This window comes from Roseomonas populi, from assembly GCF_024594815.1.
Lineage (GTDB): Bacteria > Pseudomonadota > Alphaproteobacteria > Acetobacterales > Acetobacteraceae > Roseomonas > Roseomonas populi.
In genome coordinates, this window is sequence record NZ_JANJOU010000007.1 from 1 (window position 1) to 15753 (window position 15753).

The following is a 15753-nucleotide window of genomic DNA, read 5'->3' on the forward strand; positions in this document are numbered from 1 at the left end:
CGCCGATGTCAGCCGCGGCTCGACGGAGACGGGGGCGGCCGCCGGCCAGGTGCTCTCGGCCGCCTCCGACCTCGCCGGACAGGCCGAGCGCCTCAACGACACCGTCGCACAGTTCGTCGCAGAGGTCGGCGCGGCCTAGCCGTAGCGTGCCCGCGCCCAGTGCTCCACCCGCAGGGAGAGCAGGTAGAGCGTCAGGGATATGGCGGCGACGATGAGGCTGGCCCCCAGCGCGCGCTCCGTGTTCAGCTCCGACTTGGCGGCGGCGAACATGGCGCCGAGCCCTGAGCTGCCCATCAGGTACTCCGCCACCATCGCCGCCAACAGCGCGTGCGCGGCCCCGATCCGCAGCGCGACGGCGAGGTTGGGCATGGCGGCGGGCAGGGCGAGGGAGGTCAGCACCCGCCAGCGGGAGGCGCCGAGCACGCGGAACAGGTCCGCGCTGCCCGGCGGCAGCGCCCGCAGCCCCGCCGAGGAAAAGACGAAGGCGGGGAAGAAGGAGATGATGACGGTGATGGCCACCACCGTGCCCGGCCCGTAGCCGAAGAGGCGGGCGAGGATGGGGATGAGGGTGACCACGGGCACGGAGGAGAACAGCACCGTGACGGGCGTGAGCATCCCCGCCGCGATCGTCGAAGCCCAGGTGAGGATGCCGAGGCCGAGGCCAAGCATGAAGCCGCCCACCAGCCCGAAGGCCGCCGCGGCGAGGCTGATGCCGAGGGCGGGCAGGTAGACCGGCAGGTTCGTCGCGATGTCCGCCACGACGTCCAGCGGGCGCGGCATGACGATGGCGTTCAGGCCGGAGAGCACCACCCAGGCCTGCCAAGCGAGCAGCAGGAGGAGGATTCCCCACCAGTCCCGGATGAAGGGGCGGAGGAGGCGATCCATCAGCGGAACCTCGCGTGCACGGCGCGCTCGATCGCGCCCGCGATGAGGTAGGCAGTGAGGGAGATGAGGGCGACGAGGAGCACGGCGCTCCAGAGCAGGACAATCTGGAAGTTCTGCATGCCGTTTACGATCAGCACGCCCAGCCCGCGCGGTGCGCCGAACCACTCGCCGATCACCGCGCCGATGAGGGCGGCCGGCACGGCCAGGCGAAGGCCGGTGGCAATGGAGGGCAGCCCCGCCGGGAGGTCCAGCCGCAGGAGCCTGGCCGAGGGGTGGGCACCGAGCACCTGGAACAGGTCGCGGTGCGCCGCGCTCGCGGCGCGAAGGCCGGCGGCGGCGGCCACGTAGACGAGGAAGGCTACCCCGATGCCGGCCAGCGTCGGCGGCGTGCTGTCGGCTGGCAGCAGGATGAGGAACACGGGGGCAAGCGCCACGGTCGGGATGGCGTGCATCCCCGCCGCCAGGCGGTCCGCCCCCGGGGCGAGGCGCGGCAGGAAATGGGTGAGCATGGCGAGCGCCACCCCGGCCAGGGTGCCGAATATGTAGCCCACCACCGCAGAGGCGAGGGTGGACCCGGCGGCGCGGCCGAAAAGGTCCCAGCGGTCCGGATCAGCCAGCATGGCGAGGACGCGCGAGAGCGGCGGCCAGGTGAAGCCGCCGAGGCCGGAGGCGCCGATGCCTTCCCAGGCCAGGCAGAGAACCAGCGTGCCCAGCACGCCCAGCACCCGCGGATCGCGCGCCAGCCGCATCAGTCGTGCGCCTCGGGCTCGAGCGCCAGGACCAGGGAGTCCTGCATCTCGTGGAACCTCTCCTCCCGCATCACCTCCACCGGGCGGGGGCGGGCGAAGGGCACGGGCAGGTCCTGCGCCACGCGCCCCGGGCGGCCGGTCATCACCACGATGCGGTCGGCCAGGAACAGGGCCTCTTCCACCGCGTGCGTCACCAGCAGGGTGGTGGTGCGCGTCTCCGTCCAGATGCGCTGCAGTTCCAGGTTCATGTGCCGGCGCGTCACGGCGTCCAGAGCGCCGAAGGGCTCGTCCAGCAGCAGCACCTCCGGCTGCAGCACCAGGGCGCGGGCGATGTTCACGCGCTGGCGCATGCCGCCGGAGAGGTTGCGCGGGAAGGCCTCCTCGAAGCCCGTCAGCTTCACCAGCGCGATCAGGGCGGCGATGCGCCCCTGATTCACCGGCTTGCCCGCCACCCGGAAGGGCAGGGCGATGTTGTCGCGCACGGTCAGCCAGGGCAGCAGCGCGTGGTCCTGGAAGGCCACGCCGAAGCCCTGGCGCGCCGCCACGGCGGCGGGTGTCTCGCCGCCCACGCGCACCGTGCCCGTGCTCGGCGTGTCCAGCCCCGCCGTCATCCGCAGCAGCGTGGACTTGCCGCAGCCGGAGGGGCCGAGCAGCGCCACGAACTCGCCCGGCTGGACGTCCAGCGTCACGCGGTCCAGCGCCAGTACGCCCTCCGGCACCCCCTTCAGCGGGAAGCGGCGGGTGACGTCGTGCAGCGCGATGGCAGCCCCCGAAGGACCGCTCATGGATCCGCTCATGCGACCTCGGTCTCGAAGCGGTGCATCAGGCCGGGGTGGCGCTCCCGCAGCAGCGCGGCCATGCGCTCCGTGTCCAGCGCGGTGAACTCGCGCTCCTTCATCACCACGCGCCCGTCCACGATGGCGGTCCGAACGTCCCGCCCCACGGCCGTGTTGGCCGCGGAGAACATCGGGTCATAGACCGGCTGGTGGTCCGGGTCGTCCGCGCGCAGCAGGATGATGTCGGCCCGCCGCCCCACCTCCAGCGTGCCGATGTCCAGTCCCAGCGCGCGGCCGCCGCCAGCGCAGGTGGCGCGCAGCATCATCTCCCCGCTCACCGCGAAACGCTCATGCCACGAGGTGCCGGTGATGCACTGCTGCGCGATGCGGCCGCAGCGGGCCACCTGGAACATGTCCATCGTGCCCAGCGCCGCCGCGCCGTCCGTACCCAGGCCCAGGCGCACGCCCTTGTGCAGCATCTCCAGCACGCGGGGGTGGCCGATCGCGTAGTTGTTGAAGGCGCAGTGGGCGATGGAGACGTCGTTCCCCACCAGCAGGTCCATCTCGTGCTGGGAGAGCATGATGGCGTGCGCCGCGTGCAGGAAGGGCCCGATGCAGCCGAGGCTGTCCAGGTACTCCGCCGGGCGCTTGCCGAACCGCTCCAGCGCGAAGTCGATCTCGTAGGATCCCTCGCAGAGATGGGTGTGCAGCATGGCGCCCAGCCGCCGCGCCTCCTCCGCCATCATGCGGATCAGGTCGGTGGTGCAGACCATGATCTGGCGCAGGGAGAGCGCGGCCGTCACCAGCCCCTGGCCCTTCTGCTTCCAGCGCTCCACCAGCTCAACGTTGCGCCGCAGCGCCTCGTCGGTGGAGAGCATCATGCTCGGCGGAATGCCGTTGCCCATGTCCACCGTGGAGAGGGCGATCACGCCGCGGATGCCGGCATCCAGCGCCGCCTCGCCCATGATGTCGGGGCGCGGGCCGCCGGCCTCGGCGAAGCAGGTGGTCCCGTTGCTCAGCAGGTCCGCGTAGCAGAGCAGGGCGGAGAGCCGCACCTCCTCCTCGTCCAGCATTCCCTCGAAGGGGATGTAGTAGTTCTTCCAGACCGGGTTGCGGATGCCGGTGCGGCGCGACAGCTCGAAGATCTTGCCGCGAAGCAACTGCTGGCCCGTGTGCATATGGGCGTCCACCAGCCCGGGCATGGCGATGCGGTCGCGCCCGTCCAGCCGCTCGCGCGGGGCGAAGCGGCTGCGGGCCTCGGCGGCCGGGCCGATCCAGGCGATGGCGCCGCCCTCGATCGCGATGGCGGCGTCGCGCAGCGTGGTGTCCGCGCCATCGAAGGCGACGACGTCGCAGCCCTCGACCAGCAGGTCCACCGCGCGGGGCGGGGTATTCTCCACGCCGCTCAGCCCTGGCGGAGGTTGCGGTGAACCTCCTCCATCACCGTGAAGTCGCAGAAGCGCTCCACCGGCGGAAGGTTGGTGCGGCCGGTGGCGCGCACCGCGTCCATCATCGGCCCCTCCAGCACCGCGCGGTCGAGGCTGAGCAGCGGCGCGCTCGCGTTCTCCGGCGACTGCAGGAAGGAGTTCTGCACCGTGTTCTGCCGGGTCTGCTGGTCCAGGTCGAGGCCGAGGTCGCGCCCGTAGGTGCGCACCGCCAGCCGCGCGCCCACCGCCGGGTCCTTGTTCTCCGCCCAGCCGCGCGTGACGCCGGAGAGGAACTTCACGACCGTCGCGCGCTCCGCCTCAAGGTACCGGCGCGTGGTGAAGACCATGCTGGCGTAGGAACGGAACTTCATGGAATCGAAGGAGGCGAAGAGGAAGTCCTTCCCGCGCGTCATCCCCATCTTCTCCAGGGTGATGACCTGGTTCGTCTCGAAGGCCGTGTAGCCGTCGCCGGCGCGGGCCAGCAGCGGCTCCGGCGAGAAGCCGGCGGGCACGAACTCCGGCCCGGAGGGCAGGTTGTTCAGCTTCACCACCGCGTCCAGCGCGGTGCGCTCGTTCGGGCCCTGGACCAGCATCTTCTTGCCCGGCAGGTCCGCTGCCGTGCGGATCGGCTTGCCCGGCAGGGAGAGGATGCCCAGCGGCGAGCGCTGGAACACGGCCGCCAGCAGGACGAAGTCGTTCCCGCGCGACACGGCGTCGAGGAAGGGCAGGAGCTGCGTCTCGCCCATCTCCGCGCCGCCGCCCGCCACAGTCACGGCGGAGGCCGGCGCGTTCGGGCCGCCCTGCACCCAGCCGAACTCCTCCCCCTTCAGCCAGCCGCGGTCCAGCGCGATCCAGAGCCCGGCGTACTGGACGTTCGGGATCCAGGTCATGGCGAAGCGCGCCGGCCGCGCCTGCGCGCGCGCCAGGCGGGGCAGGGCCAGCACCGCAGGGGCGGCGAGGAGGAGGCGGCGGGGGAGGTGGGTCATGTCAGATCTTCCTGCAATACGGGTGCCATGGTCGGCCGGGTAACACCGGGGCTTCAGCCCCCGACAAGCGTGACGCCTTCTGCGGCATCGCCGATCCGGGCGAGGCTCTCCTCCTTGCCCAGCGCGGCCAGCACGGCATCGATCGGGGGAGATTGCAGGCTGCCCGTCAGCGCCGCGCGCAGCGGCTGGGCCACCTGCCCGAGCTTCACGCCTTCCGCCTCCGCGAAGGCGCGCAGCGCGGCGTCCAGCCCCGCGCGGGCCCAATCCGTGCCGGACAGGGCCTTGGAGAGGCGGGCGAGACGGTCGCGCACGTCCGGGTGGTCCAGCGCCTCGGCGGCCTTGGGCTCGTACTTCAGCGGCCGCTCGGCCAGGGCGAAGCGGGCGCCGTCCGCCATCTCCACCAGGGTGCGCGCGCGGGGCTGGAGATCGGGGATCAGGGCGGCCACGCGGGCGCGCTGCTCCTCCGTCACCTCGCCCAACCGCCCCAGCACCGGCGCCAGCAGCGCGTCCGGCGCGGCCGCGCGGATATACTGGCCATTCAGGTGCGACAGCTTGGCATAGTCCATGCGGGAGGCGGCGCGGCCGACATCCTTCAGCTCGAACAGCTCGATCGCGCGCTCGCGCGGCACGAACTCCTCGTCCCCGTGGCCCCAGCCCAGCCGCAGCAGGTAGTTGCACACGGCCTCCGGCAGGAAGCCCTGGTCGCGGAACTCCAGCGCGCCCACCGCGCCATGGCGCTTGGAGAGCTTGGCGCCGTCGGCGCCGTGGATCAGCGGGATATGGGCGAAGGCCGGCCGCTCCCACCCCATGGCGTCATAGACCATGATCTGGCGGAAGGTGTTCGTCAGGTGGTCGTCGCCGCGGATCACGTGGGTGATGGCCATGTCGTGGTCGTCCACCACCACGGCGTGCAGGTAGGTCGGCGTGCCATCGGAGCGGAGGATGATCATGTCGTCCAGTTCGCTGTTCTGCACGCGCACCTCGCCCTGGACGAGGTCGTTCACCACCGTCTCGCCCTCGCGCGGGGCCTTGATGCGGATCACGGGGTTCACGCCCGCCGGGGCCTCTGCGGGATCGCGGTCGCGCCAGTTGCCGTCGTAGCGCGGCGGCCGGCCCTCCGCCTGGGCGCGCTCCCGCATCGCTACCAGCTCCTCGGCGGTGTCGTAGGCCTGGTAGGCCTTGCCCTCGGCGAGGAGCTGGCGCGCGACCTCCGCGTGCCGCGCCTCGCGCGAGGTCTGCATCACAGGCTCCTCGTCCGGGTTCAGGCCCAGCCAGTCGAGGCTGTCCTTGATCTGCTGCACCGCTTCCGGCGTGGAGCGGGCGCGGTCCGTGTCCTCGATCCGCAGCAGGTACTGCCCGCCGTGATGGCGCGCGAAGAGGTAGTTGAAGAGCGCGGTCCGGGCCCCGCCGATATGCAGGTACCCGGTGGGGGAGGGGGCGAAGCGCGTGCGGACGTTCATCTCGCCCCCTTAACACCGCGCATCCGGCCTGTTCAGCCCCTCACGCATTCGCGATCAGCCGGTCTAGCATGTCGTCCCGAATGTCCGCCCCGATTCCGATCCCTGCCGGCCCGGTCCTGATCACCACGCCCACCGTCGCCCTCTCCGAGCGCGCATGGGGTTGGGTCGCGGCGGAATGGGACCGCTGGCCCCTCTGGTTGCCCGTCGTCATGGGCATCGGGGTGCTGGCCTACTTCGCCCTCCTGGCGGAGCCGAACCCCTTCTGGGCCGTCCTTCCCTTGCCGCTCCTCGGGGCGGCGCTTCTCCTGCGTGGGCGGCGGCCCCTGGCGGCGGCGGCCCTGGCCCTGATCGGCGCCGCGGCACTCGGCTTCGCCGTTGCCCTCCTCCACGCCCGCTGGGCGCCGCCCATGCCGGACCTGCCGCGCAACGCCGCCATCATCACCGGCCGGGTCGTCAGCCTGGACCTGCTGCCGGACGGCCGGCGCGTGACGCTGGAGGCCCCGCGCATCAACGAAGGCAACCCGCTGGACCGGCAGATCCGCGTCCGTCTTCGCGCCAACGATCCGACGCCGGTCGCACCCGGGGACACGGTGTCCCTCCGCGCCCTGGTGCGCCCGCCCATGCCGCCCGCCTATCCCGGTGCCTTCGACATGCAGCGCAACGCCTATTTCTCCGGGCTCGGCGGGTCCGGCTTCGCGCTGAACGTGGCGAATATCCTGGAGCGGCGCGACCCGCCCCTCTTCGCCGGCCTGCGTGCCTCCATCGAGGCCCGGATCACCGCCGCCCTGCCCGGAGCCACCGGCGCAGTGGCCTCCGCCCTGCTCACCGGATCGCAGTCCGGCATCCCCGCGCCGACCATCGCGGCGCTGCGCGATTCGGGGCTGGCGCACCTTCTCTCCGTCTCCGGGCTGCACGTGGCGATCGTGATCGGGATTGGCTTCACCCTCTCCCGCCTCGCCATCGCCGCGATCCCCTGGCTGGCGCTGCGGATCGATTCGAAGGGCGGGGCGGCACTGGTCGGGCTGGCGCTGGGGGCGGTGTACACGCTGCTCACCGGCTCCGGCGTGCCGATGCTGCGCTCGTTCGCCATGGCGGCCCTCGCCACGCTGGCGATCCTGACAGGGCGGCGAGCCCTCTCCCTCCGCGCGCTGGCCCTGGCCGCGGGGGTGGTGATCCTGCTGAACCCGGCCGCGCTCACCGGGCCCTCCTTCCAGATGTCCTTCGCCGCCGTCCTCGCCCTGGTCGGGCTAGCGGCGGCGATGCGCGGCCCCGTGCAGGGACTAAAAAGCCTTGGATGGCAGGGGAGGCTGGCGGCGGCGGTGCTTGGGCTTGCCGCCACCTCCATCATCGCCGGCGCGGCCACCACGCCCTATGGCCTGCACCACTTCGGGCGGCTCCAGCTCTACGGCGTGGCGGCGAACGCGGTGGCGGTGCCGCTCACCTCCTTCCTCGTCATGCCGGCCGGGCTGATGGCGGTCTTCCTCATGCCTTTCGGGCTGGAAGGGCCGGCCCTGGCGGCCATGGGCTGGGGGGTGGACGGCACGATCCTCACCGGGCGCGTCGTCGCTTCCTGGCCGGGCGCGGCGCTGACGGCACCGCCGATCCCGGCCTGGGGGCTGGGCCTTTTTACCCTCGGCCTGTGCTGGGTGCTGCTCTGGCGCCTGCCGTGGCGCTGGGCGGGGGTGCCGGCGATGGCGGCGGGGCTTCTCTCCGGCCTCGCCGCCAACCCGCCCGACCTGCTGGTGGCGGCGGATGGCCGGATGCTGGCCTTGGCAACGCCTGGCGGCGTCCTGGTGGAGCGGGCCTCCGGCGCCAACCGCCTGATCCGCGAATCATGGCTGCGCGGCTGGGGAGAGGACGATGCCGCGCCCCTTCCGCGAGAGGGCGAGACGCCGGGCGCCGAATGCTCGCCTCTGTCCTGCCTGCTACGCCCGCGCGCGGATGGCGCGGCGGCCATCTTCCTCCGCCAGCCGCCGCGCGAGCCCCGACCGCGTCGCGGCCCGGCCCCGCCACCCCCGGCCGTCTATGCGGAGACGGGCTGCGGCAAGGCGGCGGTGATGGTGTCGCTGGAACCTATCCGCGGCCGTTGCCGCGAGACGCCGCGCGTGGACCGCTTCTCCGTGTGGCGGGACGGAGCCCACGCCATCTGGCTGGGGCGGGACGGTGCAACGATCCTCTCGGACCGTGCCAGCCGCGGGGCGCGGCCCTGGGTGCCACCCGTGCCAACGCCCCGGGCCCAGCCGCAGGAGGAACCGCCGGCAGAGACCGAGTAGCCTCAGCCCGCCCGCACGAGGACGTGCCGCTTGCGACCGGCGGAGAGCTTGGCGGCCCCCTCGCGCAGGTCCTCGGCCGTCACCTCGCGGGCGATGTCGCTCACCACCTCGTCGTTCAGCCGTAGGCCGGACTGGCCGACCAAGCGCCGCGCCTCGCCCTTGCTGGCAGCAAGGCCGGCGGCCACGGCCAGATCCAGCAGGCTGGCGGGAAGGGCCGCGGTGATGCTCGGCAGGGTTTCCGCGGCCTGCCCGGCCTCGAAGGTGGCGCGGGCGGTCTCGGCCGATGCCTCGGCCGCCTCTCGGCCGTGCAGCAGGGCCGTCGCCTCCGTGGCCAGTATCTTCTTCGCCTCGTTGATTTCGGCCCCCTGGAGGGCGGCGAGGCGGTCGCACTCGGCGATCGGCATGTCCGTGAACAGCCGGAGGAAGCGGCCGACATCGGCGTCCTCCGTGTTCCGCCAGAACTGCCAGTAGTCGTAGGGCGAGAGGCGCTCGGGGTTCAGCCAGACGGCGCCGGAGGCGGTCTTGCCCATCTTCGCGCCGGAGGCAGTGGTCAGCAGCACGGTGGTGGCGCCGAAAACTTCCGCGGCATCGGCGCGGCGGTTCAGCTCCACGCCCATGATGATGTTGCCCCACTGGTCGCTGCCGCCGAGCTGCAGCCCCACGCCGTGGCGGCGGCGCAGCTCCAGGAAGTCGTAGGACTGGAGGAGCATGTAGTTGAACTCGAGGAAGGAGAAGGCCTGCTCCCGCTCAAGCCGCATCCGCACGCTGTCCAGCGTCAGCATCCGGTTCACGCTGAAGTGCCGCCCCACCTCGCGCAGGAAGGGGATGTAGGCCAGCTCGTCGAGCCAGGCCGCGTTGTCCAGCATGATCGCGTCCGAGGCGCCCTCGCCGAAGCGGAGGAAAGCATCGAAGCTGCGGCGGATGCCGGCCTTGTTCACCTCGATCTGCGCGTCGTCCAGCAGCGGGCGCTGCGTGTCGCGGAAGGAGGGGTCGCCGATCTTCGTCGTGCCGCCGCCCAGGAGCGCCACGGGCTTGTGGCCACAGCGTTGCAGCAGGCGCAACAGCATGATGGGCAGCAGGTGGCCGACATGCAGGCTGTCCGCCGTGCAGTCGAAGCCGACATAGGCCGGAAGGACGCCCTGAGCCATGCGGGCGGCGAGCGCCGCCTCGTCCGTTACCTGGTGGATGTAGCCCCGCTCGCGGGCGAGGTGCAGGAACTCGTTCATCGGATGGTCACTCAAGGGCCTTGCAAAGCGGCCCGGCCGTAGCACAAGTGCCGCATGCTGCGAACCATCGGGCTGATGAGCGGAACCTCGCTGGACGGGGTGGACGCCGCCTATGTCGAGACGGACGGGGAGCGGATCGGGCGCCTCGGCCCCTCCGTGACCATTCCCTACCCCTCCAGCCTACGGCGGGAGCTGCGGGCGCTGCTGGATGCCGCCCCCACCCTCCATGACGAGGGGCGGCTGGCCGACCCCTCCGTGCTGGAGGCGGCCCGGCGGCTGACGGAGATCCATGCGGAGGCCGTGGCGAAGCTGAACCGCCCGGCCGACCTGATCGGTTTCCACGGCCAGACCGTGCTGCACCGCCCGGCCAAGGCGCCCGGGCAGTCCGGCCACACCTGGCAGATCGGCGATGCCGCCCTGCTGGCCCGGCTGACCGGGGTGGAGGTGGTGCACGACTTCCGCTCCGCCGACGTGGCTGCGGGCGGGCAGGGGGCGCCGCTGGTGCCGGTGTTCCACCGGGTCCTGGCAGAGGCGTTGCCGAAGCCCGTGGCCGTGCTGAACCTCGGCGGGGTGGGCAACGTGACCTGGATCGGGCCCGAGGGGGAGCTGATCGCCTTCGACACCGGCCCCGCGAACGGCCCGCTGGACGATTGGGCGCGCCGTTCCCTGGGCGCCGATTACGACCGGGACGGGCTGCTGGCGCTGGCGGGCACGCCGGACGGGGCGGTGCTGGGGCGGCTCATGGCGCATCCCTACCTCGCCGCATCCCCGCCCAAGTCGCTGGACCGGCTGGATTTCGATGCGGCGCTGCGGGAATCCGGCGCGGGCGCGCTCTCGCCGGCGGATGGGGCGGCGACGCTGGCGGCCTTCTGCGCGGTCTGTGTCGGGGCCGCGGCCCGGCACTTCCCCGATCCGCCGGTGCAATGGCTGGTGGCCGGCGGCGGGCGGCGGAACCCGGCGCTGATGAAGGCGCTCGCCTCCATGCTGGACGCGCCCGTGCGACCGGTGGAGGTGGCGGGCTGGGACGGCGACGCGCTGGAAGCGCAGGCCTTCGGCGTGCTGGCCGCGCGCGTCGCCAAGGGCCTGCCCTTGACCTTCCCCGGCACCACCGGGGCGCCGCACCCGCTAACGGGCGGGCGGCGCGTGCCCGCCTACGCCTAGGCGAGGCGCCGCGCCTCCGGCCCTCCCTATTTCCTCGCAAGGTCGTTTCGGTCCCGACTAAGCTCGTCCCCACGGGTCGGGACGAGGCGCGGCATGCTCGTAAACCTTCCGTTCACCTTGGGCGCGCTCGCGCTCGTCGTACTGATCGCGCGGCTGGCGAGCCTCATCCTGCCGCCGGACCTCTACTTCACCTTTGAATCCTTCCTGTTCGAGAAGACGGCGGAGCTGCGCTACTACGCCCTGGCCCTGAAGCTGGCGGCGCCGGTCGCGGCCGGCTTCCTGGTGGTGGCCCTGCCGGTGTGGCTGGCGGGGGATGGCGGGCCGGTACGGCGCAGGCAGCTCCGCGCGCTGCATCCCTCGCTCTTCGTGGCCGGCAGCGCCGCCGCCTTCCTCATGGCATGGCCCTTCATCCTCTACTGGGACGTCTTCGCGGCCCCGGCGGTGCGGGAGCAGAAGCCGGCCTTCCTCATGGCGTACCTCTTCTACTTCGCGGCGTTCGGCTACTTCTGCCTGCTCGGCGGCAACCTCGCCCAGCTCCTCCTCCGCCGGCGCATGCCCGCGTCGATGGTCGCCTTCGCCGAGCGCAACGTGACCTGGGCGGACAGCCTGCGCCTCGCCGTCCTCGGTTCCTTCACCACCATCGTCGCGACGGCCATCGCCGACCTGCTCGGCAAGGCGGGGTGACCGGCGATGGCGGAGGGGAAGCCGATGTTGGCCGAATCCTGGCGCCGTTCCGCGCGGCGGCTCGCCCTCGGCATCGCCGCCGCCGCGGTGCTCGGCCTCGGCTTTGAGATGAGCGCGCCGCCGCCGCCGGTCGAGGCCGTCAGCCTTCGAGAGAGGGCTGCCTACACGGTCGCTGTCCGGGCGGGGCTGGGCAGCGCCGAGTCGGTGACGCCGGAGGAGGGAGTCGGTGCCAGGGGCGTCCACTTCGAGGCCGACGGTATGCAGCTGGTGCAGGACCGGGAATGCGCCCTCGGCGGCCAGGACCCGGGGGGCCAGGAGGAGGAGCTGGCCGCCCGGCTGGCCGTCGCGATCCTCGCCACGGAGCAGCAGGCCCGGTCACCTGCGCGGCGCCGCCTCGAATCCGCCGTGGCGCACCACTTGGACCGCTTCGGGATGGGCCCGGACTGGTCGTTGGGGCCGGCGCAGATCCGCATCTCCACCGCGAGGCCGGTCCTCGCGGGGATCTTCCCGCAGCAGCGCCTGTCCTGGCGGGACCTGGCCACCGCGGTGGAGGAGCGCTGCCTCGCCCTCGCCGTGGTTCGTCAGATCATCCGGCCCGCCCTGGCCTCCGGCGGCGCTCCGCCGCCCGGCGGCTGGCGCTTCTGGTACACCGTCCCGGCGCCAAGGCCGGTGCCGCCGCCAGCACCGGCGCTCCCGCCGGAGCCGACCCGCCGGCCGGGCGCCGCGGCAGCCTTGTTGCCCGCGCCGGCACCGCCGAGGCCGGCGCCGGAGCCGCCCCTGCCGTCGCTCCGGGCCTTCCCGGCCGAGCGCGCCATCGCGGCCTACCGGGGTGGGGAGGAGCGGCGGATCTTCACGATCGGCTACGAGACCATGGTGGCCGACGTTCTCGGGCTGCTTCTGCCGTTGCCAGTGGAGGCCGACCTGCCTGGCCCCTCCGATCAGTCGCCGGACGGGCGTCCACCTGGGATAAGCTTCGACGCAAGATCCCGTCAGGGGCAGGACCGCCTGGAGAGCGAGGCGGGCACCTGGACGTTTTCCCCTGGGCAGACACAGCCGCGCGCCGCGGACCCGGAGGATAGTCCGCCGCAGCCCTTGGCCTGGCGGTCGGAGACAGGGCAGGCCCTGGTGCTGCGGTGGTCGAGGGGCCGGCTGGAGCCGCCCTCCGTGGCCGCGGCCCTGCGGGAGGGGCGAACGGCTGCGATCCTGGGCGCCTTGCCCCCGGCACTGCGCCACCTGCCCGTCGCCGCGAGCGAGGAGCGCCCGCCGCTGCCATGCGACGCCGCCCTCTTCACCACGGCCGCCCTCGTCGTCCCTGCTGGCTACCGACCCATGGCTCCTCCCGGCAGGGCAGGGGAGGGCTGCTGAGCCCCGGCTCCGGGCCGGGACGCCCCGGAAACGACAAAGGGCGGCGCCCCTGCAGCCGCCGCCCCCTTCTCGGCCGTGCGGCCCTGGATCAGTCCGCCGCCATCGACATGCGCGCGCGGTTCAGCACCGTCGTCACGTGGTCCTGCGTGGCGTCCGCCACCTTCTCCGTCTGCTCCGGCGTGAAGACATGGCCGGCACCGGGCATGGTCCGGTAGTCGATCTTGATGCCCTTCTGGGTGTTCAGCTTGTCCACCAGCTTCCGCACCGAGGGCTCCGGCACCAGCTCGTCCGCCTCGCCGTGCAGGATGAGGCCGGAGCAGGGGCAGGGGGCCAGGAAGCCGAAATCGTAATGGCTGGCGGGGGCGGCGATGGAGACGAAGCCGCCCATCTCCGGCCGGCGCATCAGCACCTGCATGCCGACATAGGCGCCGAAGGAGTAGCCGGCGACCCAGAGCATGGACGCCTGCGGGTTCACGGCCTGGAGGAAGTCGAGCGCGGCAGTCGCATCCGAGATCTCGCCGATCCCGCCATCATAGCGGCCCTGGGACTTGCCGACGCCGCGAAAGTTGAAGCGCAGCGTGGAAAAGCCCATGGCCCGGAAGCGCTCGTACAGCGCGTGGACCACCCGGTTGTTCATGGTGCCGCCGTGGAGCGGGTGCGGATGGAGGACCAGGGCAGTGGGAGCATTGGGCTGCTTGGCGTGGTGGTAGCGACCCTCGAGCCGACCGTCGGGACCGGCGAACATCACCTCGGGCATCATCACCTTCCGCCCCGTGGGGCGTTCTTCTGGGGCGGGCCGAGCCCCGCCGGGATCGCCCGGAGGGGATCGCCCCGCCTGTTTCATCGAGGCTGGCATCCCGCCCCGGCGGAACGGGTTCAATCCCGGCCCCCGCGGGAGTATCCCAGGGGCCGCGGACGGAACCCGTTCCGCCGAACCGAAACCTGCCCTGGAGGTGCTAGGCGGCAGTGCCGGCCCGTGCGAAGGGAAACCTTCGCACCAGCGGCGACCTCCAACCGGGCTCCGGGGATGCCATGCGCCCCGCGCGGCCTTTCGGTCTGCGGGACCGGTCCAATATAGGCAGCGCCCGGCGAGAATCATAACCAAATCATGGCATGGCCTCACGTTTCAGCGCGCATGGCTGCCCAGGGTGGCAGTCCTGGCCCCCGGGGTGTCCCCCTGGCGGGGTGCTGGCGGCGCATGGCCGGGCGGCGCTGAGATGCGGCTCTCCACCCGTGGCCGCTATGCCGTGATGGCACTGACCGAGATGGCCCGGCGTGGGGTGGAGGGAGCGGGCGCCCCCATGTCCCTGGCGGAGGTGGCGCAATCCCAGATGCTCTCCGTCGCCTATCTTGAACAGCTTTTCGGCCGGTTGCGGCGCGCCGGCCTAGTCCGCTCCGCCCGTGGCCCCGGGGGCGGCTACCGGCTGGCGCGACCGGCCTCCGAAATCACGGTGGCCGAGGTGGTGGACGCGGTGGAGGACACGATCGCGGGCCCGCCCGAGGCGACGGAAGCGCCGGGCGTGCCGCAGGAGCAGCGAGACCTCTGGCGGGAGCTGGGCGAACAGGTGCGGCTCTTTCTCTCCGCCATCAGCCTGCAGGACGTGGTGGACGGCCGCACCTTCGGCCGCGCCGTGCCCGTGCCGCCCGCGCCCACTGGGCCGGAGGAGGGTTGATGAGCCTCTACCTGGACGCCAACGCCACCGAGCCGCTGCGGCCGGAGGCGCGGGAGGCCGCGGTCGCCGCCATGGAGCTTCCGGGCAATCCCTCCTCCGTCCACGCGGACGGCCGCGCGGCGCGGCGGGTGCTGGAGACGGCGCGGGCCCAGGTGGCGGCCCGGTTCGGCGCCTCGGCGCGGGACGTCGTCTTTACCTCGGGCGGGACGGAGGCGAACGCGCTGGGCATCGCCTCCCTTCGCCGGGGGCGACGGGTGCTGGCGGGGGCGACGGAGCATCCGGCGGTCCTCCGCGCGGCAGAGGGCGCGGCCACCTTGCCGGTGCTCGCGGACGGCACGCTGGACCTTGGCGCCCTGGAGGCGGCCCTGGCGGGCGGGGAGCCCGCCCTGGTCTGCCTGATGGTGGCGAACAACGAGACGGGGGTGATCCATCCCGTGGCGGAGGCGGCGGCGATCTGCCGCCGGTACGGCGCTCTGCTGCATCTGGACGCGGTCCAGGCGGCGGGGCGCGTGCCCCTGGACGCCGTGGCGCTGGGGGCGGAGACGATGGCGGTCTCCGGCCATAAGATGGGCGGGCCGAAGGGCGCGGGGGCGCTGATCCTGCGCCCCGGGCTGGACCTGGCCCCGCTGGTGGCCGGGGGCGGGCAGGAAAGGGGCCGGCGCGGCGGCACGGAGGCGCTGCCCGCCATCGCCGGGCTGGGCGCCGCCGCGGAGGCGGCCGACCCTGCGGCCGCGGCCCGGCTGGGCGCTGCCCGCGACACGATCGAGGCCGGCCTGGGTCTGCCCGTCGCCGGTGCCGGCGCGCCGCGCCTGTCGAACACGAGCTGCGTGGCCCTGCCGGGCGCCAGCGCCGAGACGCAGGTTATCGCCCTGGACCTTGCGGGGGTGCGGGTCTCGGCCGGGGCGGCCTGCTCCTCGGGCAAGGTGGCGCGCAGCCCCGTGCTGGCCGCGATGGGGCTGGAGGACGTCGCCGGCTCCGCCATCCGCGTCTCCCTGCCCTGGAACACGCCGGCGGACGCGGCGGAGCGCTTCCTCGCGGCCCATGCGGCCATGCGGGCGCGCTTGCGGGGCGCGGGGCAGGGCTGACCC

At 73.0% G+C, this 15753-nt stretch carries 14 protein-coding genes; 6 read left to right on the forward strand and 8 right to left on the reverse strand.

Annotation, left to right across the window (positions count from 1 at the left end):
* Positions 1-135 precede the first annotated feature (135 nt).
* From NRP21_RS09220 to gltX, 6 genes are read right to left on the reverse strand one after another with little or no spacing between them, the layout of a single operon-like run.
* Positions 136-885, reverse strand: coding sequence for an ABC transporter permease (locus NRP21_RS09220; RefSeq protein ID WP_257715900.1), 750 nt, complete (start codon positions 883-885; stop codon positions 136-138).
* Positions 885-1634: an ABC transporter permease gene (locus NRP21_RS09225; protein ID WP_257715901.1), complete on the reverse strand. Its 750-nt coding sequence runs from the start codon at positions 1632-1634 to the stop codon at positions 885-887. Before NRP21_RS09225 ends, NRP21_RS09220 begins: the two co-directional genes overlap by 1 nt.
* Entirely contained in the window at positions 1634-2419 is a 786-nt protein-coding gene (locus NRP21_RS09230) for an ABC transporter ATP-binding protein (protein ID WP_257715902.1), read from the reverse strand. Before NRP21_RS09230 ends, NRP21_RS09225 begins: the two co-directional genes overlap by 1 nt.
* Before the next feature lie 8 nt (positions 2420-2427).
* Positions 2428-3810 carry an amidohydrolase family protein gene (locus NRP21_RS09235; protein WP_257715903.1) on the reverse strand — a complete coding sequence of 461 codons (1383 nt, stop codon included), beginning with the start codon at positions 3808-3810 and terminating at the stop codon, positions 2428-2430.
* Between the two features lie 5 nt (positions 3811-3815).
* Entirely contained in the window at positions 3816-4823 is a 1008-nt protein-coding gene (locus tag NRP21_RS09240) for an ABC transporter substrate-binding protein (protein ID WP_257715904.1), read from the reverse strand.
* A 53-nt stretch (positions 4824-4876) separates the two neighbouring features.
* Positions 4877-6283 carry a glutamate--tRNA ligase gene (gltX, locus tag NRP21_RS09245; RefSeq protein ID WP_257715905.1) on the reverse strand — a complete coding sequence of 469 codons (1407 nt, stop codon included), beginning with the start codon at positions 6281-6283 and terminating at the stop codon, positions 4877-4879.
* An 80-nt stretch (positions 6284-6363) separates the two neighbouring features.
* On the opposite strand from gltX, the gene NRP21_RS09250 reads away from it, so the two are divergent.
* Positions 6364-8556 carry a ComEC/Rec2 family competence protein gene (locus tag NRP21_RS09250; RefSeq protein WP_257715906.1) on the forward strand — a complete coding sequence of 731 codons (2193 nt, stop codon included), beginning with the start codon at positions 6364-6366 and terminating at the stop codon, positions 8554-8556.
* Between the two features lie 2 nt (positions 8557-8558).
* On the opposite strand, the gene tyrS is transcribed toward NRP21_RS09250, so the two are convergent.
* Positions 8559-9782: a tyrosine--tRNA ligase gene (gene tyrS / locus NRP21_RS09255; RefSeq protein ID WP_257716202.1), complete on the reverse strand. Its 1224-nt coding sequence runs from the start codon at positions 9780-9782 to the stop codon at positions 8559-8561.
* A 57-nt stretch (positions 9783-9839) separates the two neighbouring features.
* Between tyrS and NRP21_RS09260 the strand changes: the two genes are divergently transcribed.
* The 3 genes from NRP21_RS09260 (at position 9840) to NRP21_RS09270 (ending at position 12992) form a co-directional block, all read left to right on the forward strand.
* A complete protein-coding gene (locus NRP21_RS09260) occupies positions 9840-10943 on the forward strand; it encodes an anhydro-N-acetylmuramic acid kinase (RefSeq protein ID WP_257716203.1) in 1104 nt (367 codons plus the stop codon).
* A 93-nt stretch (positions 10944-11036) separates the two neighbouring features.
* Complete coding sequence (locus tag NRP21_RS09265) at positions 11037-11627, forward strand: hypothetical protein (protein WP_257715907.1); 591 nt, start codon at positions 11037-11039, stop codon at positions 11625-11627.
* A 24-nt stretch (positions 11628-11651) separates the two neighbouring features.
* Positions 11652-12992 (forward strand): hypothetical protein, encoded by a 1341-nt coding sequence (locus NRP21_RS09270; RefSeq protein WP_257715908.1) that lies wholly within the window; start codon positions 11652-11654, stop codon positions 12990-12992.
* 88 nt (positions 12993-13080) lie between these two features.
* Here NRP21_RS09270 and NRP21_RS09275 read toward each other — a convergent pair whose 3' ends face one another.
* Complete coding sequence (locus NRP21_RS09275) at positions 13081-13749, reverse strand: alpha/beta hydrolase (protein WP_257715909.1); 669 nt, start codon at positions 13747-13749, stop codon at positions 13081-13083.
* A gap of 460 nt (positions 13750-14209) precedes the next feature.
* Between NRP21_RS09275 and NRP21_RS09280 the strand changes: the two genes are divergently transcribed.
* The gene (locus NRP21_RS09280) at positions 14210-14665 is read left to right on the forward strand and encodes an Rrf2 family transcriptional regulator (protein ID WP_257715910.1); all 456 of its coding nucleotides are present in this window, start codon (positions 14210-14212) and stop codon (positions 14663-14665) included.
* Positions 14665-15750, forward strand: coding sequence for a cysteine desulfurase family protein (locus tag NRP21_RS09285; RefSeq protein WP_257715911.1), 1086 nt, complete (start codon positions 14665-14667; stop codon positions 15748-15750). The genes NRP21_RS09280 and NRP21_RS09285 overlap by 1 nt, the downstream gene beginning before the upstream one ends.
* Positions 15751-15753 lie beyond the last annotated feature (3 nt).

Excerpts from the sequence above, each read along its gene's own strand:
- NRP21_RS09220 (WP_257715900.1), bottom strand. The coding sequence starts at position 885 with ATGGATCGCCTCCTCCGCCCCTTCATCCGGGACTGGTGGGGAATCCTC.
- NRP21_RS09225 (WP_257715901.1), bottom strand. The coding sequence starts at position 1,634 with ATGCGGCTGGCGCGCGATCCGCGGGTGCTGGGCGTGCTGGGCACGCTG.
- NRP21_RS09230 (WP_257715902.1), bottom strand. The coding sequence starts at position 2,419 with ATGAGCGGTCCTTCGGGGGCTGCCATCGCGCTGCACGACGTCACCCGC.
- NRP21_RS09240 (WP_257715904.1), bottom strand. The coding sequence starts at position 4,823 with ATGACCCACCTCCCCCGCCGCCTCCTCCTCGCCGCCCCTGCGGTGCTG.
- gltX (WP_257715905.1), bottom strand. The coding sequence starts at position 6,283 with ATGAACGTCCGCACGCGCTTCGCCCCCTCCCCCACCGGGTACCTGCAT.
- NRP21_RS09250 (WP_257715906.1), top strand. The coding sequence starts at position 6,364 with ATGTCCGCCCCGATTCCGATCCCTGCCGGCCCGGTCCTGATCACCACG.
- tyrS (WP_257716202.1), bottom strand. The coding sequence starts at position 9,782 with ATGAACGAGTTCCTGCACCTCGCCCGCGAGCGGGGCTACATCCACCAG.
- NRP21_RS09265 (WP_257715907.1), top strand. The coding sequence starts at position 11,037 with ATGCTCGTAAACCTTCCGTTCACCTTGGGCGCGCTCGCGCTCGTCGTA.
- NRP21_RS09270 (WP_257715908.1), top strand. The coding sequence starts at position 11,652 with ATGTTGGCCGAATCCTGGCGCCGTTCCGCGCGGCGGCTCGCCCTCGGC.
- NRP21_RS09275 (WP_257715909.1), bottom strand. The coding sequence starts at position 13,749 with ATGCCCGAGGTGATGTTCGCCGGTCCCGACGGTCGGCTCGAGGGTCGC.
- NRP21_RS09280 (WP_257715910.1), top strand. The coding sequence starts at position 14,210 with ATGCGGCTCTCCACCCGTGGCCGCTATGCCGTGATGGCACTGACCGAG.
- NRP21_RS09285 (WP_257715911.1), top strand. The coding sequence starts at position 14,665 with ATGAGCCTCTACCTGGACGCCAACGCCACCGAGCCGCTGCGGCCGGAG.